Source organism: Streptomyces sp. CHD11 (assembly GCF_018638295.1).
Classification (GTDB): domain Bacteria; phylum Actinomycetota; class Actinomycetes; order Streptomycetales; family Streptomycetaceae; genus Streptomyces.
Genome location: NZ_JABTTS010000010.1, coordinates 43,268 through 64,596, shown reverse-complemented (window position 1 = coordinate 64,596; position 21,329 = coordinate 43,268). Strand labels below are relative to the sequence as shown.

Sequence of the window (21,329 nt, the reverse complement as noted above, 5' to 3'; positions counted from 1 at the left end):
CGGCTACTCAGTGCTCGTACTCAGAACGCGGAAACTCCCGTCAGGGCGCGGCCTATGACCAGTTTCTGGATCTGGCTGGTGCCCTCGTAGAGGGTCATCACGCGCGCGTCGCGCAGGAGTTTGCCCGCCGGGTACTCGTCGATGTAGCCGTAGCCGCCGAAGACCTGCAGGGCGTTGCCGGCCGCGCGGACGGCCGCCTCCGAGGCGAAAAGCTTGGCCTTGGAGGACTCGACGGCGAACGGGCGGCCCCGGTCGATCAGATCGGCGACCCGCCAGGTCAGCAGCCGGGCGGCGTCGACATCGACCGCGATGTCGCTGATCAGCTCCTGGACGAGCTGGTGACGGGCGATGGGCTTCCCGAACTGCTCGCGCTCCCCCGCGTACCGCACGGCGGCGTCCAGGGCGGCCTGGGCGATGCCGACACAGCCGGCCGCGACCGACATCCGTCCCTTGGCGAGGGCGGACATGGCGACCGAGAAGCCCTTGCCCTCCTCCCCCAGCATCGCGGAGGCGGGGACGCGGACGTCCTGGAGGACCAGTTCGGCGGTGGCCTGGCCGCGCAGGCCGAGCTTGCCGTGGACGGCGCGGCGGGTCAGGCCGGGGGTGTCGGCCGGGACCAGGAAGGCGGAGACACCCTTGTGGCCGGGGGCGTCGGTGGAGCGCGCGAAGAGCAGGACGACGTCGGCCCAGGTGCCGTTGGTGATGAACATCTTGGTGCCGTTGATGACGTAGTGGTCGCCTTCGCGCACGGCGCGCGTGGTGAGGCTGCCGGCGTCGGAGCCGGTGCCCGGCTCGGTGAGGCCGAAGCAGCCGACGTACTGCCCGGAGGTGAGGCCCGGCAGCCAGGCGCGCTTCTGCTCCTCGCTCCCCCGGGCGGCGATCGTCTTGGCGACCAGGCCGAGGGAGACGGAGACGATCCCGCGCACCGAGGAGTCACCGCGGCCCAGTTCCTCGGTGACCAGGCAGTACGCGAGATGGTCGCCGCCCGAGCCGCCGTACTCCTCGTCGACCGTCAGGCCCAGGAAGCCGACCTCGCCGAGCTTCTTGACGATGCCGCGGTCCACCTCCTCGGCGCGGTCCCAGGCGGCGGCGTGGGGCGTGACCTCGCGCTCCACGAAGTTCCGGGCGAGCCGGCGGACGGCTTCCTGCTCGTCACTCAGCTCCAGGTCCATACCGAGTCACCCCATGTGAGATCCGCTTGCCGTGCGCAGGCGAGGACCGCGCGCGTTTAATTAGCACTGCTAGTTTCTGCTCGCGGTCCTACTATGTGCGCCATGGCCCGACCGCGCAAGCCCTTGCTCAGCACCGACCGGATCGTCGAAGCGGCCCGCGCGCTCGTGGACGCGGAGGGCCTGGCCGCCGTCTCCACGCGCCGGCTCGCCGCGGAACTGGGGGTGAGCGGGCCCTCGCTCTACAACCACTTCCGCACCAAGGACGAGATCCTCGAGGCGGTGGCAGACTCGGTGAGCGCGCAGGTCGATCTGTCGATGTTCGAAGACGGGCGGGACTGGCGGACCGCGCTGCACGACTGGGCGGTCTCCTACCGGAACGCGCTGCGGGACCACCCGAACATCGTCCCCGTCCTGGCCCGCGGTCCGGGCCGCCGCCCGGCCGCGCTGCGGCTGGCGGACGCGGCCTACGGGGCGATGGTCGAGGGGGGCTGGCCGCCCGCGCAGGCCACCTCGATCGGCGCGCTGATGCGGTACTTCATCATGGGTTCCGCGCTCGGTTCCTTCGCGGGCGGCTTCGTCGACGACGCGAGCGCCTACGATCCCGCCGACTACCCCCACCTCGGCCAGGCCCATCTGCTCGCCGAGCAGCAGGAGAAGATCGACGAACGGGCCTTCGAGACGGGGCTGGCGGCGCTGCTCGACGGGCTGGCGCTCCAGTACGAGCAGGTGCGGGCCGACGGGCCGGGGCCGGCGGGCGGATCGGGTCCGGGGGCACCGGCTGCTCCGTGAAGCCCGGGGCCGCGGGGTGCGGGACTCCGGACGTGAACGGGGCGGCGCCCCTTCGCCACCCGGAGGTGCCGGCGGGCTGCGCGGCCGGCACCGCCGGGGTGCCGTGGGTTTCCGCCTCCGTGCCGGTGCGCGGTGCGGCGCCCGGGTACCCGCCGGGGCGTTCGCGCCCGGCCGGCTGCCGGCGGGGGCGGCCTGTCCGCTGTGGCGGGAGGGGGCCGTGACGGCGTGGTGGCCGACGGGTCGGCCTGGTGTTCCGCACGGCTTCAGCGGGGCGGAGCCCGAAGGACGTGTGTCAGAAGACCACCAGCGCCCGGCCGCCCTTGCCCGCGAGCATGTTGTCGAAGGCGGACGGGATGTCGTCCAGGGCGATCCGTTCGGTGACGAGGGCTCCCGGGTCGAGGCGGCCGGCCCGGATGTGTCCGGCGAGGACCGGGAGGTCGCGGGCCGGGTCGGAGTTGCCGTAGACGCATCCGGAGAGGGTCCGGCCCCAGTGGAAGATCTCCAGGGCGTTGAAGGTGACCTGCTGGTCCTTGCCGCCGATGCCGACGACCGTGGTGCGTCCACCGCGCCGGGTGGATTCCCAGGCCGTACGGATGGTGGCCGCCCGGCCGACACACTCCACGGCCACGTCGGCCCCCTCCTTGCCGGTGCGGGCGCGGATCTCCCGGGCGGTCGTGTCCGAGGCGACGAGGTAGTCGGTGGCGCCGGCGGACCGGGCCAGTTCCTCCTTCTCCGGGGAGACGTCGACCGCGACGATCGTCGACGCGCCCGCGATCCTGGCGGACTGGAGTGCGGCCAGGCCCACTCCCCCGACGCCGAACACCGCGACGGTCTCACCGGCTCGCACCCGCGCCGAGTGGTGGACGGCGCCGTAGCCGGTGAGCACCGCGCAGCCCAGCAGGGCGGCGTCGGTGAGCGGGACGCCGTCCGGGGCGGGCAGCACACAGGAGGCCGGCACCACCGTCTCCTCGGCGAACGCGGCGACGTTCAGCCCGGGGTACAGGTCGGTGCCGTCGTCGGCGCGGCGGGCGTGCACCTCGGCCGCACCGGCCAGGGCGTTGGCGCAGAGCCAGACCTCGCCGCGCGCGCAGGCGGGGCAGGCGCCGCAGGACGGGGCCCAGTTGAGGACCACGCCGTCACCGGGCGAGACATGGGTGACGTCCTCGCCGACGGCGACGACGGTACCGGCGCCCTCGTGGCCGAGGACGGCCGGAACCGGCAGGCGCATGGTCCCGTCGGACAGCGACAGGTCGGAGTGGCAGACGCCGGCGGCGGCGAGCCGGATGCGGACCCGGCCGGGGCCGGGCTCGGGCAGGTCGATCCCGGTGATCTCCAACGGGGCACCGACGGCGGGCAGAACGGCGGCACGTACGGCCATGATGGTGGCGACTCCCCTAGAACTGGAGGGACTTGGTCTGAAGGTACTCGGTCAGGCCGTGCGCGCCGAGTTCGCGGCCCACGCCGGACTGCTTGTAACCGCCGAAGGGAGCGAGCGGGTTGAAGCGGCCGCCGTTGATGTCGACCTGGCCGGTGTCCATACGGCGGGCGAAGGCGGCCGCCTCCGCCTCGTCCCCGGCCCAGACGGCGCCCGCGAGGCCGTAGACGGTGCCGTTGGCGATGCGCAGGGCGTCGTCCTCGTCGTCGTAGCGCAGGACGGACAGGACGGGGCCGAAGATCTCCTCCTGGGCGATGGCCATCTCCGGGGTGACGTCGGCGAAGACGGTGGGGCTGACGTAGTAGCCGGTCTCGCGCGGGGCCTCGGGGCCTCCCGCGACGATCCGGGCGCCCTCGGCGGCGCCCTTCTCGATGTAGCCGCGCACCCGGTCCCGCTGCCGGGCGCTGACGACGGGGCCGATGCGGTCGCCGTACTTGGCGGCGGCCGCGGCGGCGAGTTCCACGGCCTCGTCGTACTGCTCGCGGTGGACGAGCATGCGGGTCCAGGCGCTGCACGTCTGGCCGGAGTTGGTCATCACGTTGGCGACGCCGACGTTGACCGCGCGGGCCAGGTCGGCGCTGGGCAGGATGACGTTGGCGGACTTGCCGCCGAGTTCGAGGGCGACCTTCTTCACCATGCCGGTGGCGATCGCGCCGATGCGGCGGCCGACGGCGGTGGAGCCGGTGAAGGAGACCAGGTCGACGCCCGGGTGCTCGGCGAGTGCCTGGCCGGCCACCGGGCCGAGTCCGGTGACGAGGTTGAACACACCGGCCGGGACACCGGCCTCGTGCACGGCCTCGGCGAAGATCCGGGCGACCAGCGGGGTGTCCTCCGCCGGTTTGACGACGAGGGTGCAGCCGGCCGCGAGGGCGGGGGCGGTCTTGGCGACGATCTGGTGCAGGGGGTAGTTCCAGGGGGTGATCGCGCCGACCACACCGACGGGTTCGTGGAGGACCGTCGAGTTGCCCACCCGCTCCTCGAAGGCGTACGTCGCCGCCAGCTCGGCGTACGAGCCCGTGACCGCGACCGGTACGCCGGCGTGGACGGCCTGCGAGAGCTTCAGGGGCGAGCCGAGCTCGGCGGTCACCGTCCCGGCGATCTCGTCCTGGCGGGCGACGAGCGCGTCGCGGAGGGCGGCGAGGCGTGCGGCGCGCTCGGCGGGCGGGGTGGCCGCCCAGGCCGGAAGGGCGGCGCGGGCCGCGCGTACGGCGGCGTCGACGTCCTCCGCGGTGCCGGCGGGGACGGTGGCGATCACCTGCTCGTCGGCCGGGTTCACGACCTCGATCACGCCCGGTCCCGCGGCGGGGCGCCAGGTGCCGTCGATGTACATGCCGTCGTATGCCTTCATCGCGCTTCCTCCGTGGGCGGGCGTGGGGGTGCGGTGCCCAGATCGGCCGGTGCCTGTGTCGTCCGCCGACTAAACTAGCGGTGATAATTTTCCGGCGCCAGGGGGACGGGCGGATCCGCGCTCCCGCGCCGTGTCACTCCTCCAGATCGGGCAGCCGGTCCGGATTCGGGCAGATCCGCCGACCGGACTGGTCGAAGATGAACAGGTGGGCGAGATCCACCAGGAGCGGTACCTGCATGCCGTGCCGGAGCCGGATGTCGGGAGTGGTGCGGACGATGAGGTCGCCGGGTACCCGCGGTTCCACGGCGGCGGAGGGCGGGTCCGGCGGTACGGACTCGGTCTCCGCGGCGACGGACCCCGCACGCAGCGCCCCCGCACGTACCCGTAGCCGCTCCAGGACCGTGCCGCCCTCGCGGCGGCGGCGCCGGTCCGGACGGTCGGCCGCCGGGCGCGGGGCCTCCAGTTCGGGGACGCGGGCGGGGCTGGAGCCGGTGTCGAAGTGGACGAGCACCTCGTGGCCCTGGAACTCCAGGTGTTCCACCAGGCCGGTGAGGGCCACCTCACCGGTCCGGGCGGCGGCCGGTTTGGCGATCCGCACGGCCTCCGAGCGCAGGCCCACGATCACTTCCCTGCCCTGCTGCACACGCAGCAACTGGTGGTCCAGCGACAGCGGTTCGGGCAGCCGCAGGAACTGCTTGCCCAGGCTGACGGTCATCGCCCCGTCCAGCGGTGCGCGCACCAGACCGCGCAGCAGATTGATGCGCGGGATGCCGATGAACGCGGCGACGAAGACGTTGTCCGGCAGCGAGTACACCGCGCGCGGGGTGCCGACCTGCTGGAGGACACCGCCGCGCAGCACGGCGACCCGGTCGCCGAGCGACATCGCCTCGGACTGGTCGTGGGTGACGTAGACGGTGGTGACGCCCAGTTCGCGGGTGAGCTGGGAGATCTCGGCGCGCAGATGGTTGCGGAGCTTGGCGTCGAGGTTGGACAGCGGCTCGTCCATCAGGAAGGCGGACGGGTGGCGGGCGATCGCCCGGCCCATCGCCACCCGCTGGCGTTCGCCACCGGAGAGCTGGGCGGGGAACCGGTCGAGCAGGTCCTCGATGCCGAGCATCCGGGCGGTGGCGTCGACCCGCGGGGCGGGGTCGGCCCCGGGGGCCTCGATGCGCAGCGGGAAGCCGATGTTGTCGCGGCTGGTCATGCTCGGGTAGAGGGCGAAGTTCTGGAACACCATCGCCATGTCCCGTTCGGAGGGCGGCAGATCGTTGCCGTACTCGCCGTCCAGGAACAGCCGCCCCTCGTCGATCTCCTCCAGTCCGGCGATCATCCTGAGCACGGTGGATTTGCCGCAGCCCGAGGGCCCGAGCAGGACGAGGAACTCGCCGGGCGCGATGTCCAGCGAGAGCCGGTCCACCACGCGGGCGCCCCGCGTGTATGCCTTGCTCACGTCGTTCAGCGTGATGGCGCGTGTCATGAAGGTGCCCCCGAGGGCTCATCAGGGCGCTGGCGCTCCGCGGTCGAACGCCTCGTGCGGGTCGTACGGGGCGCATGAGTCACGGAAGCTAACGGAAAGTAGGCGGCCGGGGGAAGACGCGGGACGGGATCTCGGCGCTTCGTCCGATCCGTGAGAAAGCGGACGTCCGGATTCAGCGCGCGGGTCGGCGGGACCGGCGACTCCTGCCCGGCCGACCGCATCGCCGGACGGGTCGACGTCCTCCTGGTCGAATCTCCCGGTGCCGGTCCCCGGGCCCGGCCAGTACGGTGTCCGGGCGGTCCAGGTCCCGAGGATCAGGTCCAGCGGCCGGCGTTCACGCGGATCGCCGCCGGCGATGTCGTCGGGTGCGCGTCGCCGGTCCGTGTCGCCCGGCCCGTGCCGCCCGGCCCGTGGTTCCGGGGTCGGCATGCGCGCCGGCCGCCGCGCCGCGTCCCCGCCGTCCGCGGTCCGGGCAGGTGCGTCCGCGCGCCGGCGACCACTTCCCCCACCGGCACCGACGTCCCGGATCGCCCCGGCGACGCGCAGCAGCAGCGACCTGGTGGCGCGCCCCCTGCCCGACGCACCCGCCGCGCCCGGTGCCGGCGCTTCAGCCGTCTCCGCTCATCTCGGCGCCACTCGAGCCGCCGTTGCCGCGCGGCCGGCTCTTCCGGACCAGTTCACCGGCGGCCAGGGTCGCCACCGCCACGCCGCGCGCCCACCGCGGGCCGCCCCGTGACGCCCGAACGACACAGGCGCATCCCCCGATGACGACGACCAGTACTCCGGCCAGGACGATCAGCAGCATGAAGCTCTCCTCATAGGAGTACGCGCCCAACTCTTCGGGCAGGGCCCGTACTTCGCGTGATCCCGCCATTCTTTCAGTACGGACGCGCCCGCGGCACCGCTCAGCGGGTCGTACCGCACCGGGGTCGGTCGCGGGCGCCGTCCCGGTCGGCGGGCCGGTCCTGTCCGGGACCGGGCGGGGTGCACAGGGCGACGCCCGAGGACAGCAGGAGAAGGACGCCCAGCAGCACGAACGGCGCCGCCACGCCCGCGGTCCCGGCGATCAGGCCGGCCGCCCCGGGTGCGGCGACCTGGCCCAGGCGGTTGCCGGTCAGGCGCAGGGCGAGGGCCGTGGAACGGGCCTCGGCGGGTGCGGCCCGGACGACCGTCGTCATGGACAGGGGCTGACCGACGCCCAGACAGAAGCCGAGCACGGCAAGGATCACCGCCAGCGCCCGGACCGGCACCGGCACCGCCACGGCCGCGCACGCCAGGCCCGCCAGGAGACAGGTCACCGTCAGCAGCGTGGTACGGCCGAACAGCCGCAGCAGGGGCGTGAGCACCAGCCGGCAGGCGATCGTGGCCGCCGCGCGGAGGCTGAGCAACAGGCCGATGGCAGCCGGGTCGATACCCCGGTGTTCGCCGACCACCGGAAGGTAGGCGGTGAGGATGTCGGTCGCGGACAGCACGGCCATGCTGATGAGGATGCCCGCGGGGACGCCCCTGGCCCGCAGGATGCCGCGCACCGGCACCCGCTCGTCCTGTTCCGTGCCGCGGGGTGTGCGGGACGCGGGCTGTTCGATACGCCGGAGCGAGGCGAGGGCGACCGCACCGCCGGCTCCCGCCACCAGCAGGGCGAGCGCACTGCTGCGGGCCATGTCCGCGCCGATCAGCGCGCCCGCCGCGATGGGACCGGCCAGCTGCCCGATCGAGGCACCGATGGTGAAGTGGCCGAAGTTGCGGTCCTGTTCGTGCGGTGCGGACCGGCGGGCGACGAGCGACTGCGCACCGATGACGAAACAGAGGTGGCCGAGGCCCATCACGCCGCTCCACAGCGCCATCGTCCACAGCGAGCCCGCGAGGCCGCTCAGCGCGCAGCCACCGGAGATGAGCACCACGCCGGCCCACAGCAGTGGCGCGCAGCGGCCCCGGTCGGTGCGCCGGCCGAGCGGTACGGCGGCGAACAGCGGCAGCAGCGCGTACCCGCCCGCGATCACACCGACCGCCGTCTCGTCGGCGCCCAGCGCCAGCGCCCGGTAGGAGACGGCGGGCCGGGCCATCGACACCGCCGCCTGCGCGAAGCCGAAGGCGATGACGAGGCGGAGCAGCCAGCGGCGGTTCCCACCGGGCGTCATGATCGGTTCCTTCCCCCGGCCGGCCGGCTCAGACGATGCCGAACAGGACACCGGCCCCGAGGATCAGCAGGCAGGTCAGGGCGGCCCACTTCACCACGAACCGCGTGTGGTCGCCGAACTCGACCCTGGCCATGCCGACCAGGACGTACACGGCGGGGACGAGCGGGCTGGACATGTGCAGCGGCTGGCCGACCAGGGAGGCGCGGGCCATTTCCAGCGGGGAGACACCATGCGCGGCGCCGGCCTCGGCGAGTACGGGCAGGACACCGAAGTAGAAGCCGTCGTTGGACATGAAGTAGGTCAGCGGCAGGCTGAGCACGCCGGTGACCAGGGCCATGTGCGGGCCCAAGCCGTCGGGGACGGTGTTCACCAGCGAGTTGGCCATGCTGTCGACCATGCCGGTGCCCTGGAGGACGCCGGTGAAGACGGCCGCGGCGAAGACCATGCCGGAGACGTTGAGGACGTTGTCGGCGTGGGCCGCGATACGGGCCCGCTGGTCGGGGAGGTGGGGGAAGTTGACGGAGAGCGCGAGAGCGGCGCCGAGCAGGAACAGCACCGGGATCGGCAGCAACTCCGTGATCATGGCGGTGAGCAGGGAGACGGTGAGCAGCGCGTTGAACCAGTAGAGCCTGGGGCGCAGAGTGGGGCGGTCGGGGTCGAGTCCCTGGAAGTCGTCGGAGTCCGCGGCGGCCTCTTCCCTTCCGGAGTCCGTACCGGGACCCGTGCCCGTACCAGGATTCGTACCGGCACCGGTACCGGCACCCGTGCCGCGGTTCGCCGGGACGGAGTCGCCTGTCGCGCTCCCCGCGCCGACCAGCGCCGCCTCCCGCTCCCCGGTGGGCTTCTCGGCGGACTCCCGGCTCCCCGCCTCGTCCAGCGTCACCGTGCCCAGCCGCCTGCGCTCCCTCAGTCCCAGCACGTAGGCCAGGACGAAGACCCCCAGCAGCCCGACCAGCAGGGCGGGGATCATCGGAACGAAGATGTCTGCGGCGTCGAGCTTCAGCGCGGTCGCCGCGCGGGCCGTCGGGCCGCCCCAGGGGACGGTGTTCATCACACCGTTGGCCATGGCGGCCACACCGGTCATCACGACCAGGCTCATCCCGAGGCGCTTGTACAGCGGGTACATCGCCGACACGGTGATCATGAAGGTGGTGGACCCGTCGCCGTCCAGGGACACGATCGCGGCGAGCACCGCGGTGCCGACGACGATCCGCATCGGGTCCGCCTTGCAGAACCGCAGGATTCCGCGGACGACGGGGTCGAAGAGTCCGACGTCGATCATCACACCGAAGTAGACGATCGCAAACATGAGCATCGCCGCGGTGGGGGCGAGGCCGGACACGCCGTCGATGACGTAGTCACCGAGGTGCGCCCCCTTGCCGACGAACACGCAGAACAGTGCGGGGATCAGCACGAGTGCCGCGATCGGCGACATCTTCTTCATCATGATCAGGACCAGGAAGGTCGCGATCATGGCGAAGCCGAGGATGGTCAGCATGAATGGACACCTAACGTTCGCCCTTGAACTCCCACCAGGGCCGGCGGTGCGACGACGTTAGGTGCGGCGAAGGCGCGTCAGCAAGACGTCGGCCCGCGAGCAATAAGAGCAAAACCCCAGGTCACAGCTTTGCTCAGGTCACAGGCCCGAGCGTTCGGGCGCGGCGGCGGTCAGCGGGGCCAGCTCGACGGGCACCCCGTTGAGGACGGCGTTGCCCGACAGCGGGTCGAGGAGGCTGCCGTCGAGGAGCTGGTTGACGTTGACTCCGGGATCGGCGGCCGCGTGTCCCAGGCGGGTGCCGGGGCGGTCGTGCCCCCAGCCGTGCGGCAGGCTCACCACCCCGGGGCGCACGGCGTCGGTCACCTCGGCGGGGGCGGTCACCTCTCCCCCGGCGCCCTTGACGCGGACCGGTTGTCCGTTCTCCACGCCGAGGCGTTCGGCGTCCTCGGGATGCAGGTGCAGGGTGCAGCGGTTGGAGCCGCCGGTGAGGGCGGGCACGTTGTGCATCCAGCTGTTGTTGGAGCGCAGATGGCGGCGGCCGACGAGGACGAGCCCGCCGGGGCGCCCGTCCAGGGCCGCGCGCAGGCGCGGGAGATCGGCGGCGATCGGTTCGGGGAGCAGTTCGACCCTGCCGCTGCGGGTCTTCAGCGGCTGGGGCAGCCTCGGGCGCAGGGGGCCGAGGTCGATGCCGTGCGGGTGGGCGAGCAGCCGGTCCAGGGTGAGTCCGTCCCGGTCGGCGCCGAAGCCGTCGCCGTAGGGGCCGAGGCGCAGCATCATGTCGAGGCGCCGTTCGGGGCCGTTCTCGCCGGTGAGCAGGCCGGCGAGCTCCTGCGGGTCGCGGCCGTGGACCGGGGAGTGCGGGGCCTGGACCGCCTTGCCGAGGGTCTGGTCGATCACCAGGGTGTCCACGGCGGCCGGATCGGCGCCGTGCATGCCGGTCGCGGCCAGGACGAGCCGGGCGAGGATCTCGGTCTCGGCCATCCGGCCGGGTTCCAGGGGGACGGCGGGGCGGGTGTAGCGGACCTGGTTGCGGACGGCGAGGGTGTTGAAGGCGAAGTCGTGGTGCGGGCTCTGCGCGGGCGGGGGCGGCGGCAGGACGACGTCCGCGTGCCGTGAGGTCTCGTTGAGGTACGGATCGACGCTCACCATGAAGTCGAGGCCGCCCAGCGCCTTGTCGAGGCGGTCGCCGTCCGGGGCGGAGAGCACCGGGTTGGCGGCGACGGCGACGAGGGCGCGGACCGGCTCGCCCTCGGCGGTGGGGGTGTCGATCTCCTCGGCGAGGGAGGACAGCGGGAGTTCTCCCTTGGCCTCCGGGTGCCGGCGTACCCGGGAGTGCCAGCGTCCGAGGGCGAAGCCGCGGCCGGGGCCGGCGGGGCGCGGAGTCCGGTCGGTGGCCGCCTGCGGGAAGAGCGCTCCGCCGGGACGGTCGAGGTTGCCGGTGAGGATGTTGAGGACGTCCACGAGCCAGCTGGCCAGGGTGCCGTGCGGGACGGTGCAGCTGCCGATGCGGCCGTAGACGGCGGCGGTGGGGGCGGCGGCGAGTTCACGGGTGAGGGTGCGGATGGCCGCTGCGTCGATGTCGCAGGCGGCGGCGACGGCCTCGGGAGTGAAATCGTCCAGCGCGGCGGCGAGTTCGTCGACGCCCTGGATGTGCGTGGCCCGCTCGCCGAGGTCGGCGAGGCCCTCCTCGAACAGGGTGTGCGCCATCGCCGCGAGGAGCAGGGCGTCCGTGCCGGGACGGATGGCGAGGTGGCGGTCGGCGAGGCGGGCGGTGCGGGTGCGGCGGGGGTCGATGACGGTCAGGGTGCCGCCGCGGGCCCTGAGCGCCCTGAGCCGGCCGGGAAAGTCAGGGGCCGTACACAGACTGCCGTTCGACTCCAGGGGGTTGGCGCCGATCAGCAGCAGGTGGCCGGTGCGGTCGAGGTCGGGTACGGGGATGAGGTTCGCGTCGCCGAAGAGCAGTCCGCTGGAGACGTGCTTGGGCATCTGGTCGACCGTGGAGGCGGTGAACACGCTGCGGGTGCCGAGCCCCGCGATCAGAAGGGGCGGGTAGAGGGCACCGGCCATGGTGTGCACGTTGGGGTTGCCCAGGACGACACCCACGGCGTGCGGGCCGTACCGCTCGACCACGGGCCGTATCCCGGCGGCCACGGCGTCGAACGCCTCCGCCCAGGTGGCCTCCCGCAGCTCGCCGTCGACCCGGACGAGCGGGCCCCGCAGCCGGTCGGGGTCGGCGTCCAGTGCGCCGAAGGCAGCGCCCTTGGGGCAGATGAAGCCCTTGCTGAACACGTCGTCACGGTCGCCGCGGGCGCCGGTGACCCGGCCGTCGTCGACGGTGAGCACCAGACCGCAGGTGGCCTCGCACAAGGGGCAGATACGCAGGGCGGTGCGGGACACGGGGCCTCCCGGTACGGCGGCGGCGGTGGTGGCGCGGACGAGCCGAGCATACCGACCGGTACGCATGCTGGGGAGGGGCGGCGTGCACCCTCGTCTCAGTCCAGCACCCGGGCCAGATAGGCGCGCAGCATCTCACGCAGCTCGCCGATCACCTTCTCGTCCCCCTCGGGCGTGATGCGGAACGCCAGGTGAACGAGGGCGTCGGCGGTCTCGACGGCGATGAGGAAGGCGCGGCGCAGGTCCTCGTCGGCCTCGCGGCCCAGGTAGGCGGAGAGCAGGTCGGTGAGACGGTCGGCGACTGCGTGGTTGGGTTCGGCGCGGCGGGTGCCGACCGGGATCTGGTTGCCGAAGTCGACCAGGGAGAAGCCGGGTGCGGTGCGCTTCATGTCCAGATAGGTGTCGAGCACGACGTCCATGGCGTGCCGCCAGCCCCGGTCCCCGGTGTCCCGGAGCCGTTCGGTGACCCGTTCGGAGAAGCGCTCCAGGTTGCGCTGGGCGAGGGCGCCGGCCATCTGGCGCTTGTTGCCGAAGAAGCGGTAGACGGAGCCGATGGGCACCCCGGCACGTTCCGCGACGGCACGGGTGCTGAGGTCGTCGTAGCCCGCCTCGTCGAGAAGCGCGGCGCAGGCGTCGAGGATTCTGGCCAGGCGCTCGGCACTGCGCCGCTGCACGGGCGCTCTGCGGAGCGGGGTCGCGTCGGGCACGGGTGTCACCATGCCCGCCCGGCACCGGCCGGCGAACCCCGCCCTCCGCCACGGCCACGGCCGTCCACGGCACCGGACGCGGACGCCCCGGCCCCGGGCACCTCGGCCGCCGGGGACCCGGACGCCGGAACCCCGGGCACAACGGCACCGAGCGCGGACGTCCCCGCGATCGGCTCCACGCTCGGGTCCGCGCTCGGCTCCTCCCACGAGACCGTGATGTCGGCCGTACTCTCCACCGGCTCCCCGTCCACGGCCCACACCGAGCCGTCGTCGGCGTACAGCCGCGCGGTGACCTTGTGCGTGCCGCGCGGGACGAAGTCGCCGGAGAGGTGGTACTCGGGGGTGCGCAGCAGGGCGACACGGTGGCCGTTCACCTCGAGACGCGCCGTACCGCGGCCGGCCACCACCCGCCTGTCCGTGCCGTCCGGGGAGAAGCGGAAGTTGCGCACCCGCAGCCGTACGTCCCAGCCGCCCTCGGAGTCGGGTACGACCTCGACCCCCACCTCGGGCGCCTCCTCCTCGTCCACCTCGCGGTAGGGGCTCCCGTCCTCGTCCCGCTCGTCGAGGAGCCGGCCGACGGGTGAGGACGTCACTTCGCCCTCGCCCTGGGCCGCGCGGGAGGCGCAGCCCGCGGATCCGGCCAGCAGCACGGCACAGACCGCGAGCGCGGTGATCGGCCTCCGTGTCCACGTCATGCCGGGAGCCTAGAACAGTGGTGCGAGCGGGCGGATCCACCTGAAGTCGGGTTCCGTGTCCTCCGCCGAGAGGAGAAGGGAGCGAACGGGACCGGGATCGCGCGCCCTCTTGCGCCGGGGAAATCGCAATCCTACGGTGTCCCATAGGAATCGGACTCCGAGGGAGCAGCGAACATGAGCGATGGGGGCACCGCCCGCGTGGGCGCATCCGGGCGCGAGGGAGCTCGCAGGACCGCCGAAGGGCTGGAGCACCTCTCCGGTTTCGGCAACGAGCACAGCTCCGAGGCGATCCCGGGCGCCCTGCCCGAGGGGCGCAACTCGCCGCAGCGCGCGCCCTTCGGACTGTACGCGGAGCAGCTGAGCGGTTCGGCCTTCACCGAGCCGCGGGCGGAGAACCGCCGTTCCTGGCTGTACCGGATCCGTCCCTCGGCGGCCCACCCGGCGTTCACCCGCACGGGCAACGGCGCACTGCGGACCGCGCCCTTCACCCAGACGGTCCCCGACCCCAACCGGCTGCGCTGGGACCCGCTGCCGGAGCCGGCCGAAGGCACCGACTTCCTGGCCGGCCTGTGGACCCTGGGGGGCAACGGCGACGTCGCCCAGCGCACCGGTATGGCCGTGCACCTGTACCACGCCACCGCCTCGATGGACCGCGTGTTCAGCGATGCCGACGGTGAGCTGCTGATCGTCCCCGAGCGCGGCGGCCTGCTGCTGCGCACGGAGTTCGGGCTGCTCCGTGTGGAGCCGGGACACATCGCGCTGATGCCTCGCGGGGTGCGGTTCCGTGTGGACCTTCTGGACGAGTCCGCCCGCGGATATGTGTGTGAGAACTACGGGGCGCCGTTCCGGCTCCCCGACCTCGGTCCGATCGGCGCCAACGGGCTGGCGAACGCCCGGGACTTCCGGGCGCCCGTCGCGGCGTTCGAGGACGTCGGGCGTCCCGTGGAGGTGGTGAACAAGTTCTGCGGCAACCTCTGGTCGGCCACCTATGACCACTCCCCGCTGGATGTCGTAGCCTGGCACGGCAACCATGTGCCGTACGCCTACGATCTGCGCCGCTTCAACGTGATGGGCACCATCTCCTACGATCACCCGGACCCGTCGATCTTCACCGTGCTGACGTCGCCGAGTGACACCCCCGGCGTCGCCGGTGCGGACTTCGTGGTCTTCGCCCCGCGCTGGCTGGTCGGCGAGGACACCTTCCGTCCGCCGTACTTCCACCGGAACGTGATGAGCGAGTACATGGGCCTGATCGAGGGCGCGTACGACGCGAAGGCGGAGGGCTTCGTGCCGGGCGGGGGCTCGCTGCACAACATGATGTCGGCGCACGGCCCGGACCGGGACACCTTCGAGAAGGCGAGCGCCGCGGAGCTGCGCCCGCAGAAGATCGACGACGGCCTGGCGTTCATGTTCGAGACCCGCTGGCCGGTCTCCCTGACCCCTCAGGCGGCACGGGCCGAGCACCTGCAACCGGGGTACGACGACGTGTGGCACGGGATCGAGCGCACCTTCCGCCCGTTGCACTGAACCGTTGTCGACCGGTACGGATAGCCCGTGACCTCCTTTGCTCCGGATTCGATCGTCCTGAACCGCAAGTTGCCGCTCTGGTATCAGGTGTCGCAGTCGTTGCGCGCCTCGATCCTCGGCCGCTCGCCCCGGGACCCCCTGCGTCTGCCCACCGAGGAACAGCTGGCCGGGCACTACGGGGTGAGCGTGCTCACCATGCGGCAGGCGCTGAAGGAGCTGGAGGACGAGGGGCTGATCACCCGCCACCGCCGGCGCGGCACGTTCATCGAGCCCGGCGCCCGGCGGGGCGCCCCGGTGCGGCTGCTGGGCTCGGTGGACGCGATCGTCGCCCAGCAGTCCGGGATGACCACCGAACTGCTGGAGCACGGCCCGGCTCCGGTGCCGGCGGAGATCGCCGAGCACTTCCCGGACCTGTCCGAGGCGGCCGCCTACCACCGGCTGCGCAGCGACGAGAAGACGGGCGAGCCGACGAACCACGCCCGCAACTACGTCCGCCCGGAACTGGCCCCCCTGATCGACCTGGACGACCTGGTGCGATGGCCCATGACCAAGGTGCTGCGGGATGCCGTCGGGGCGGACATCAGCCGGATCACGGACACGGTGGAGGCACGGCTGGCCGATCCGGAGACGGCCCGTCTGCTCCGGGTCCCGCTGCTCAGCCCGATCCTGCACTACACCGGCATCACCTATGACACCGGCGGCCGGGTCCTGGACGTGGCCGTCATCAGCTACCGGGGTGACCGCTTCTCCTTCACGGTGACGCTGGACGCCACCTGATCCGCCCGGCGGACCGCCCCGTGGCGTCAGGCGGGTGTGCCGGGCGCCTCCCGTCCGGAGGCGGGGAAAGGGAGTCCGCCGGCGGGGTCCGGGGTCGTACGATGCCCAGCGTGACGCACGACGACGCTCCGCTGCTGGCGGACCTCATGCCGTGGTCCGTCGCACCGCCGCGCCTCGGCCGGGGGTGGCCGGCGGCCCCCGACGCGACGTCCCTGAAAGCCCGTTGGGACGCCCTGATGAAGGCCGGGGGAGCCGACCGCGAGCTGCTGTTCCGGCCGACCCGTTCCCGCACCCCGCACACGGCGGTCGGACGGCTGCCGGGCCGGAACGGCGGCACCGAGAAGCTGGCCCGCGCCTCGGGCCCGTGCCCCGAGCCGGTGCGGATCCTGTACGCCCCCTTCGACGAGCAGTGGCTCATCCCGGACCAGCGGCTGATCGACGCCGCCCGGCCCGAGCTGTGGCGAGTGGCGGACGAGCGACAGGTGTTCGCCGTCGAGGCCGGCCCCGCGCGGGGCGGTGCCGGCGCCGGCGACTGCGCCGGACCGCCGCTGCTCGTCACCTCCCTGCTGCCTGTGCTCCGCACGGGACGCGTCCGTCCGCTGTACCGCAGGCCGGGCGCCGCCGAGCCCAATCTGGCGCCGGGACTGACGGACCATCTCACCGCCCGGCTCGGTCACGGCCTCTCCCCCGTCGACGTCCTCGCCTGGACCGCGGCCGTGGCACACCCCGCACCGCGCGGGCTCGCGGTGCCGCTCACCGGGGACCCGGAGACCTGGGAACAGGGGGTGGCGGTGGGCCGCCGGATGCTGTGGCTGATGCGGCGCGACGGGGAACGGCCCAGGCTGCCGGGCGGGCGCCGCCCGTACGTGCGCGCCCCGCTGCCCTCCCGGCCGCTGACCGTGCGCTACGACCGGGAGGAGGAGGCTCTGCTGGTCGACGAGGGCCGCGTCGCTCCGGTACCGCCGGAGGCGTGGGACTACGAGGCCGGCGGCGTACGGGTGCTGGAGCAGTGGTTCGCGGCGCGCACGGAGGCACCCGAACCGGGCACCCTGACCGCGATCCGGCCGCACGCCTGGCCGCAGGCCTGGACCTCGGAACTCCTGGAGTTGATCACGGTCCTCGCCCTGCTGGCCGAACTGCGGCCGCAGCGGGCGATGTTGACGCAGCAGCCGATCCCCGCCCCGATCACCCCGGCCGAACTGCGCGGGGCGGGCGTGCTCCCGGTCCCCGGCTCCGCCCGCCGCCCCGCCTCGGTGCTCGACGCGCACGAGGAGGGCCCCGAGGGCCAGCTCACCCTCCTCTGAGGACCACCGCGCACGGGCCACGGACCGGAACGGCGACTCCGGCCGCACGCCTGGCCGCACGCCTGGGCCTCGGAGAGGCGGCCGGTCGGCTGGGCGGGGCGGTCTTTTCCTGCGGCCGCTGCTGTCCAGCGCGTACCTCCCCACCGAGGGGCTGCCTGGTTGGCTGCGCACGGTGGCGGAGTGGAATGCGATCAGCGCGGTGGCGACGGCTCCGCGGGATCTGTTCGGCAACGCGTCCGTACCGGACGGGGCGGCGTGGCCGGTGGCTCATCCCGTCGCGGGGTCGCTGGTCCGGTGCGCGGTGCTGCTCGCGGTGTTCGCGCCCCTCGCGGTGCGGGAGTACGCGCGCGGCAGGCGGTGAGGCACGGGGAGGAGGGGAACGGCCGGCGGGCCCCCGGGATCGCAGCCGGGTGGGACCGGGGGCGCCGGCGGGGGGACATGTGGAATGGGGGTGCCGCGGGGACGGACCCGGCGGGGCGCTGCGCCGGGACGGCTGGACCGCCCGGCGCGGGCGCTACCGGCTGCCGAAGAGGGAGCGGCGCAGTCGACGCAGCGGGGCGAAGAGCGAGACGCGGCTCATCCGGGCCCGTGAGCCCCTGGCGCCGCGGCCGTGCACGGGCTCACGCGCGGTCAGCTCGCGCATCAGCGACGTCGCCTCGGCCGTCTCCCGCTGCGGGACCGCCGGTCCCGACAGAACCGAAAGATGGCGGTCGAGGCGCGAACTGCTCGCGCTGCTACCGCAGGTGATCGCAGGGATCCTGGCCCTGCTGCGCACTGTTATCTGTTCCATGTCACTCCCCACCCGTACGAGTCCACCCGGCCCGGGCAGGGTAACCCTATCTCCCCGGCCGGGCACTCGTGTATCGAGGTCACGGGATTCACCTTCCCCGTAAGGGTGTTGACGAACCCGCGTCGGTTACTCTCCGAATCCGACCGTTTTCAGGGCGAGTTGGACGATGGGCTGGCCGGTGGGCTGCGGTGAGCCGCCGCCGGGCTCGACGGTCACCGCGAGTGACGTCGCCGAGGTGTCGAGGCCGGACACGACCAGGGGCGTGTCGCCCGCGAAAAGCCCCAGGGACCGCGGCCGCTCCCCCGGGCCCATGAGCCAGAGCTGGCGCACACGTCCGTTCGGAGGGTCTCCGTATCCGCCCAGAGTGACGACCGCGCCGCGCGTCGACGCGGAGGCGATCACTCCGATCGTGCGGCCCCGCGCGTCCTGGCCACTGCTCGCACGGGCGTCCGGGGCGGCCAGAACGTGGGCGATCTCACGTGACCGGTCGCGTTCGGCGTTCAGCCGGTCCTGGGTGCGGTCCGCCTGGACGGCGAAGAGCGAGGCGACGACCAGCGCCGCGGCGGCGGTGGCCGTCGCGAACGGCACGAACAGCGGTGACCGGCGCCGCTCCCGGTCACGCGGCGGCGGCGCGGCGCCCCAGACATGGGGCGGCAGCTGTGTCGCCCGCGCCCGTGCGGGGTCCTGCGGCGCCGGCTCCTGCGCCGTGGTCCGTACGGCTGCCAGCACCCGGTCCCGCATCGCGGGCGGCGCGGGGGCGGCCGTGGACCAGGCGAGACGGACGGCGTCCTCGGCGAGATCGCGCACCTCGGCGGTGCAGCGGCCGCAGGACCTCAGATGCTTCTCGAAGCGGACGCGCTCGGCGGGCTCCAGGGCGTCGAGGGCGTAGGGGGCGGCCAGCGAGTGCGCCGCGCCGCGGGTTCCCGGTCGGCCGAACAGCCTCATGCCGCGCCTCCCAGGCAGTCGCGCAGGCGGGTGAGGCCGTCACGCATACGGGTCTTGACCGTGCCCAGCGGCAACGACAGCCGCTCGGCCACCTCCCGGTAGGTGTAGCCGTCGTAGTAGGCGAGGGTGACCGACTGCCGCTGGAGCGTGGTGAGACGGTCCAGGCAGCGGCGTACCCACTCACGTTCGAGCCCGGCCTCGACCTCCTCGGCGACCTGGTCGAAGGCGGGGCCGTGACCGCGCCGGGCCTCGCGCTGCTCGCGCTCGCCCGCCGCACGGGCGCTGCGCACCCGGTCGACGGCGCGGCGGTGGGCGAGGGTGAGCACCCAGGACAGCGCGCTGCCCCGGCCCGGGTCGAACCGCGCGGCGGAGCGCCAGAGTTCGAGCAGCACCTCCTGAGCCACCTCCTCGGACTGCGCGGGATCGCGCACCACGCGCCGCACCAGCCCGTACACGGGGCCGGAGACCATTCCGTACAGGTGCTCGAACGCCTTCTGGTCGCCCGCGGCCACAAGCACCAGCAGCTCGTCCGCCTCCAACGCGTGTCCCCTCCTACAGGTCTCACAGGCCCCCTCGGGGCCGCCCGGTCGCACGAGGCATGCGCAGCGAGCGCGCCTCCGGATGGGAAGTACGGATCACCGGGCCGAAAACGCGGGCCGGCAGCGAGAAATGCTACGGGCGGAGCGGCGTCGCGGGAGGGGTGCGGCAACTCTTCTCGAAAGTCGACCAATCCGGCCCGCTCCATGCTCCGAATCCCAGTGCGTCAGGCAAGTTGGCACTGAGGACGGACGGCATGACACCTAACTCCAGGACCGGCGCGGGGCGCAGGAGTCTCGCGACCCTGATCTGTGGCGCGCTGGCGGCCGGGGGGCTCGCAGCCGCCGGCGTGACCGCGCTGCAACCCGAGGCGGCCTCCGCCTCCTCCCACCGGGAGGCCCCGCTGATATCGGGCACCCCGCAGTACGACAACACGGACCTGTACGCGTTCGTCAGCCCCGACAAGCCGGACACGACGACGCTCATCGCGAACTGGATCCCCTTCGAGGAACCGGCCGGCGGGCCGAACTTCTTCACGTTCGCCGAGGACGCCCAGTACGACATCCATATCGACAACAACGGTGACGCGCAGGGCGAGCTGCTCTTCCGCTACACCTTCACGACGCACACGAAGAACGACAAGACGTTCCTCTACAACACCGGCCCGGTCACCAGTCTGGACGACCAGGACCTCAACATCACCCAGACCTACGACATCGAGCTGCTGAAGCTGAAGGACCAGCACGCGGTGTCCCGCACGAAGATCGCGGAGGATGTGCCGGTCGCGCCGTCGAACGTCGGCAAGGCCTCCATGCCGGACTACGACACGCTGCGCAAGCAGGCGGTGTACGAACTGGCGGGCGGGGCGACGACGTTCGCCGGCCAGGCGGACGACCCGTTCTTCCTGGACCTGCGGGTGTTCGACCTGCTGTACGGCGGGAACCTCTCCGAGGTCGGCAACGACACGCTCAAGGGGTACAACGTCAACTCCCTGGCGCTCCAGGTCCCGACCGCCATGATCACCGAGTCGGCGGACCAGCCGGTGGTCGGTGTCTGGTCGACGACGCAGCGCAAGAACGCCGAGGGGGACTTCGTCCAGGTGTCACGGCTGGGCAACCCGCTGGTGAACGAGGTCGTCAACCCGCTGAAGGACAAGGACACGTTCAACGCGTCCGGGCCGTGGGACGACGCGCAGTTCCTGAAGAACGTCACCGAGCCGGAGCTGCCGAAGCTCATCGAGGCGATCTACAAGATCCCCGCTCCGGACGAGCCGCGCGACGACCTGGTCGACGTGTTCCTGAAAGGCGTCGAAGGGCTCAACCAGCCGCCGCACGTGACACCGTCGGAGATGCTGCGCCTCAACACCTCGATCGAGCCGGCCGCCGAGCCGAAGCGGCTGGGTGTCCTGGACGGGGACACCGCCGGCTTCCCCAACGGGCGGCGGCTGACGGACGACGTGATCGACGCCGCGCTGCAGGTCGTCGAGGGCGAGCTGGTGGGTGCGGAGAACGACCTGGGTGACGCGGTCGACGCCAACGACAAGGAGTTCGGGGCGGCCTTCCCGTACCTGGCGAACCCCACGGAGGGGTCACGCGGCCCGCTCGCCAAGGGTGTGGACAGCGCCAACGACGTGCGCAACCAGCTCGGTGACGCGCTGCGGCCCGCGGGTGCGGACGGCTCGGACGACACGGCTTTGATCGCCGCGTCCGCGGGGGCCGGCGCCGGCGGGCTGCTGCTCATCGGCGTGGCGCTGATGTGGTGGCGCCGGATGCGCGGCCGGGCGTACTGACCCCGGC

The 21,329-nt window shown here is 72.9% G+C and carries 18 protein-coding genes and 1 pseudogene; 6 read left to right on the top strand and 13 right to left on the bottom strand.

Annotation, left to right across the window (positions count from 1 at the left end; translation table 11 throughout):
* Window positions 1-20: 20 nt before the first annotated feature.
* Entirely contained in the window at window positions 21-1,172 is a 1,152-nt protein-coding gene (locus HTV45_RS13155; protein WP_215205919.1) for an acyl-CoA dehydrogenase family protein, read from the bottom strand.
* Between the two features lie 102 nt (window positions 1,173-1,274).
* Here HTV45_RS13155 and HTV45_RS13150 point away from each other — a divergent pair, with 102 nt between their 5' ends.
* Window positions 1,275-1,961, top strand: coding sequence for a TetR/AcrR family transcriptional regulator (locus HTV45_RS13150; protein WP_215205918.1), 687 nt, complete (start codon window positions 1,275-1,277; stop codon window positions 1,959-1,961).
* 292 nt (window positions 1,962-2,253) lie between these two features.
* On the opposite strand, the gene HTV45_RS13145 is transcribed toward HTV45_RS13150, so the two are convergent.
* The 9 genes from HTV45_RS13145 to HTV45_RS13105 form a co-directional block, all read right to left on the bottom strand.
* Complete coding sequence (locus tag HTV45_RS13145; RefSeq protein ID WP_215205917.1) at window positions 2,254-3,339, bottom strand: Zn-dependent alcohol dehydrogenase; 1,086 nt, start codon at window positions 3,337-3,339, stop codon at window positions 2,254-2,256.
* Window positions 3,340-3,355: 16 nt separating this feature from the next.
* Complete coding sequence (locus HTV45_RS13140; RefSeq protein WP_215205916.1) at window positions 3,356-4,744, bottom strand: aldehyde dehydrogenase family protein; 1,389 nt, start codon at window positions 4,742-4,744, stop codon at window positions 3,356-3,358.
* Between the two features lie 133 nt (window positions 4,745-4,877).
* A complete protein-coding gene (locus HTV45_RS13135; RefSeq protein WP_215205915.1) occupies window positions 4,878-6,221 on the bottom strand; it encodes an ABC transporter ATP-binding protein in 1,344 nt (447 codons plus the stop codon).
* Window positions 6,222-6,828: 607 nt separating this feature from the next.
* Window positions 6,829-7,026, bottom strand: a complete 198-nt coding sequence (locus HTV45_RS13130; protein WP_215206182.1) for a hypothetical protein — start codon at window positions 7,024-7,026, stop codon at window positions 6,829-6,831.
* A 100-nt stretch (window positions 7,027-7,126) separates the two neighbouring features.
* Window positions 7,127-8,359, bottom strand: a complete 1,233-nt coding sequence (locus HTV45_RS13125) for an MFS transporter (RefSeq protein ID WP_215205914.1) — start codon at window positions 8,357-8,359, stop codon at window positions 7,127-7,129.
* Between the two features lie 28 nt (window positions 8,360-8,387).
* Window positions 8,388-9,857, bottom strand: a complete 1,470-nt coding sequence (locus tag HTV45_RS13120) for a CitMHS family transporter (RefSeq protein WP_215205913.1) — start codon at window positions 9,855-9,857, stop codon at window positions 8,388-8,390.
* Window positions 9,858-9,995: 138 nt separating this feature from the next.
* Window positions 9,996-12,254 (bottom strand): molybdopterin oxidoreductase family protein, encoded by a 2,259-nt coding sequence (locus tag HTV45_RS13115; RefSeq protein WP_215205912.1) that lies wholly within the window; start codon window positions 12,252-12,254, stop codon window positions 9,996-9,998.
* Window positions 12,255-12,349: 95 nt separating this feature from the next.
* The gene (locus tag HTV45_RS13110; RefSeq protein ID WP_215206181.1) at window positions 12,350-12,967 is read right to left on the bottom strand and encodes a TetR/AcrR family transcriptional regulator; all 618 of its coding nucleotides are present in this window, start codon (window positions 12,965-12,967) and stop codon (window positions 12,350-12,352) included.
* Window positions 12,964-13,653 carry a hypothetical protein gene (locus HTV45_RS13105; protein WP_215205911.1) on the bottom strand — a complete coding sequence of 230 codons (690 nt, stop codon included), beginning with the start codon at window positions 13,651-13,653 and terminating at the stop codon, window positions 12,964-12,966. Before HTV45_RS13105 ends, HTV45_RS13110 begins: the two co-directional genes overlap by 4 nt.
* A 174-nt stretch (window positions 13,654-13,827) precedes the next feature.
* Here HTV45_RS13105 and hmgA point away from each other — a divergent pair, with 174 nt between their 5' ends.
* The 4 genes and pseudogenes from hmgA to HTV45_RS13085 form a co-directional block, all read left to right on the top strand.
* Complete coding sequence (gene hmgA / locus HTV45_RS13100) at window positions 13,828-15,180, top strand: homogentisate 1,2-dioxygenase (protein ID WP_215205910.1); 1,353 nt, start codon at window positions 13,828-13,830, stop codon at window positions 15,178-15,180.
* A gap of 27 nt (window positions 15,181-15,207) precedes the next feature.
* Entirely contained in the window at window positions 15,208-15,957 is a 750-nt protein-coding gene (locus HTV45_RS13095) for a GntR family transcriptional regulator (protein ID WP_215205909.1), read from the top strand.
* A gap of 101 nt (window positions 15,958-16,058) precedes the next feature.
* A complete protein-coding gene (locus HTV45_RS13090) occupies window positions 16,059-17,261 on the top strand; it encodes a type ISP restriction/modification enzyme (RefSeq protein WP_215205908.1) in 1,203 nt (400 codons plus the stop codon).
* A gap of 74 nt (window positions 17,262-17,335) precedes the next feature.
* Window positions 17,336-17,622: pseudogene (locus HTV45_RS13085) on the top strand (ABC transporter permease); the annotation flags it as partial.
* A gap of 153 nt (window positions 17,623-17,775) precedes the next feature.
* Here HTV45_RS13085 and HTV45_RS13080 read toward each other — a convergent pair.
* The 3 genes from HTV45_RS13080 to HTV45_RS13070 form a co-directional block, all read right to left on the bottom strand.
* Complete coding sequence (locus HTV45_RS13080) at window positions 17,776-18,051, bottom strand: hypothetical protein (RefSeq protein ID WP_215205907.1); 276 nt, start codon at window positions 18,049-18,051, stop codon at window positions 17,776-17,778.
* A 126-nt stretch (window positions 18,052-18,177) separates the two neighbouring features.
* A complete protein-coding gene (locus tag HTV45_RS13075; RefSeq protein ID WP_215205906.1) occupies window positions 18,178-18,996 on the bottom strand; it encodes an anti-sigma factor in 819 nt (272 codons plus the stop codon).
* Complete coding sequence (locus HTV45_RS13070; protein WP_215205905.1) at window positions 18,993-19,535, bottom strand: sigma-70 family RNA polymerase sigma factor; 543 nt, start codon at window positions 19,533-19,535, stop codon at window positions 18,993-18,995. Before HTV45_RS13070 ends, HTV45_RS13075 begins: the two co-directional genes overlap by 4 nt.
* A gap of 254 nt (window positions 19,536-19,789) precedes the next feature.
* On the opposite strand from HTV45_RS13070, the gene HTV45_RS13065 reads away from it, so the two are divergent.
* Window positions 19,790-21,322: a DUF4331 domain-containing protein gene (locus HTV45_RS13065; protein ID WP_215205904.1), complete on the top strand. Its 1,533-nt coding sequence runs from the start codon at window positions 19,790-19,792 to the stop codon at window positions 21,320-21,322.
* Window positions 21,323-21,329: the final 7 nt, after the last annotated feature.

Coding starts and splice junctions, on each gene's coding strand:
- HTV45_RS13155 (WP_215205919.1), bottom strand. CDS start 1,172: ATGGACCTGGAGCTGAGTGACGAGCAGGAAGCCGTCCGCCGGCTCGCC.
- HTV45_RS13150 (WP_215205918.1), top strand. CDS start 1,275: ATGGCCCGACCGCGCAAGCCCTTGCTCAGCACCGACCGGATCGTCGAA.
- HTV45_RS13145 (WP_215205917.1), bottom strand. CDS start 3,339: ATGGCCGTACGTGCCGCCGTTCTGCCCGCCGTCGGTGCCCCGTTGGAG.
- HTV45_RS13140 (WP_215205916.1), bottom strand. CDS start 4,744: ATGAAGGCATACGACGGCATGTACATCGACGGCACCTGGCGCCCCGCC.
- HTV45_RS13135 (WP_215205915.1), bottom strand. CDS start 6,221: ATGACACGCGCCATCACGCTGAACGACGTGAGCAAGGCATACACGCGG.
- HTV45_RS13130 (WP_215206182.1), bottom strand. CDS start 7,026: ATGCTGCTGATCGTCCTGGCCGGAGTACTGGTCGTCGTCATCGGGGGA.
- HTV45_RS13125 (WP_215205914.1), bottom strand. CDS start 8,359: ATGACGCCCGGTGGGAACCGCCGCTGGCTGCTCCGCCTCGTCATCGCC.
- HTV45_RS13120 (WP_215205913.1), bottom strand. CDS start 9,857: ATGCTGACCATCCTCGGCTTCGCCATGATCGCGACCTTCCTGGTCCTG.
- HTV45_RS13105 (WP_215205911.1), bottom strand. CDS start 13,653: ATGACGTGGACACGGAGGCCGATCACCGCGCTCGCGGTCTGTGCCGTG.
- hmgA (WP_215205910.1), top strand. CDS start 13,828: ATGAGCGATGGGGGCACCGCCCGCGTGGGCGCATCCGGGCGCGAGGGA.
- HTV45_RS13090 (WP_215205908.1), top strand. CDS start 16,059: ATGCCCAGCGTGACGCACGACGACGCTCCGCTGCTGGCGGACCTCATG.
- HTV45_RS13080 (WP_215205907.1), bottom strand. CDS start 18,051: ATGGAACAGATAACAGTGCGCAGCAGGGCCAGGATCCCTGCGATCACC.
- HTV45_RS13075 (WP_215205906.1), bottom strand. CDS start 18,996: ATGAGGCTGTTCGGCCGACCGGGAACCCGCGGCGCGGCGCACTCGCTG.
- HTV45_RS13065 (WP_215205904.1), top strand. CDS start 19,790: ATGACACCTAACTCCAGGACCGGCGCGGGGCGCAGGAGTCTCGCGACC.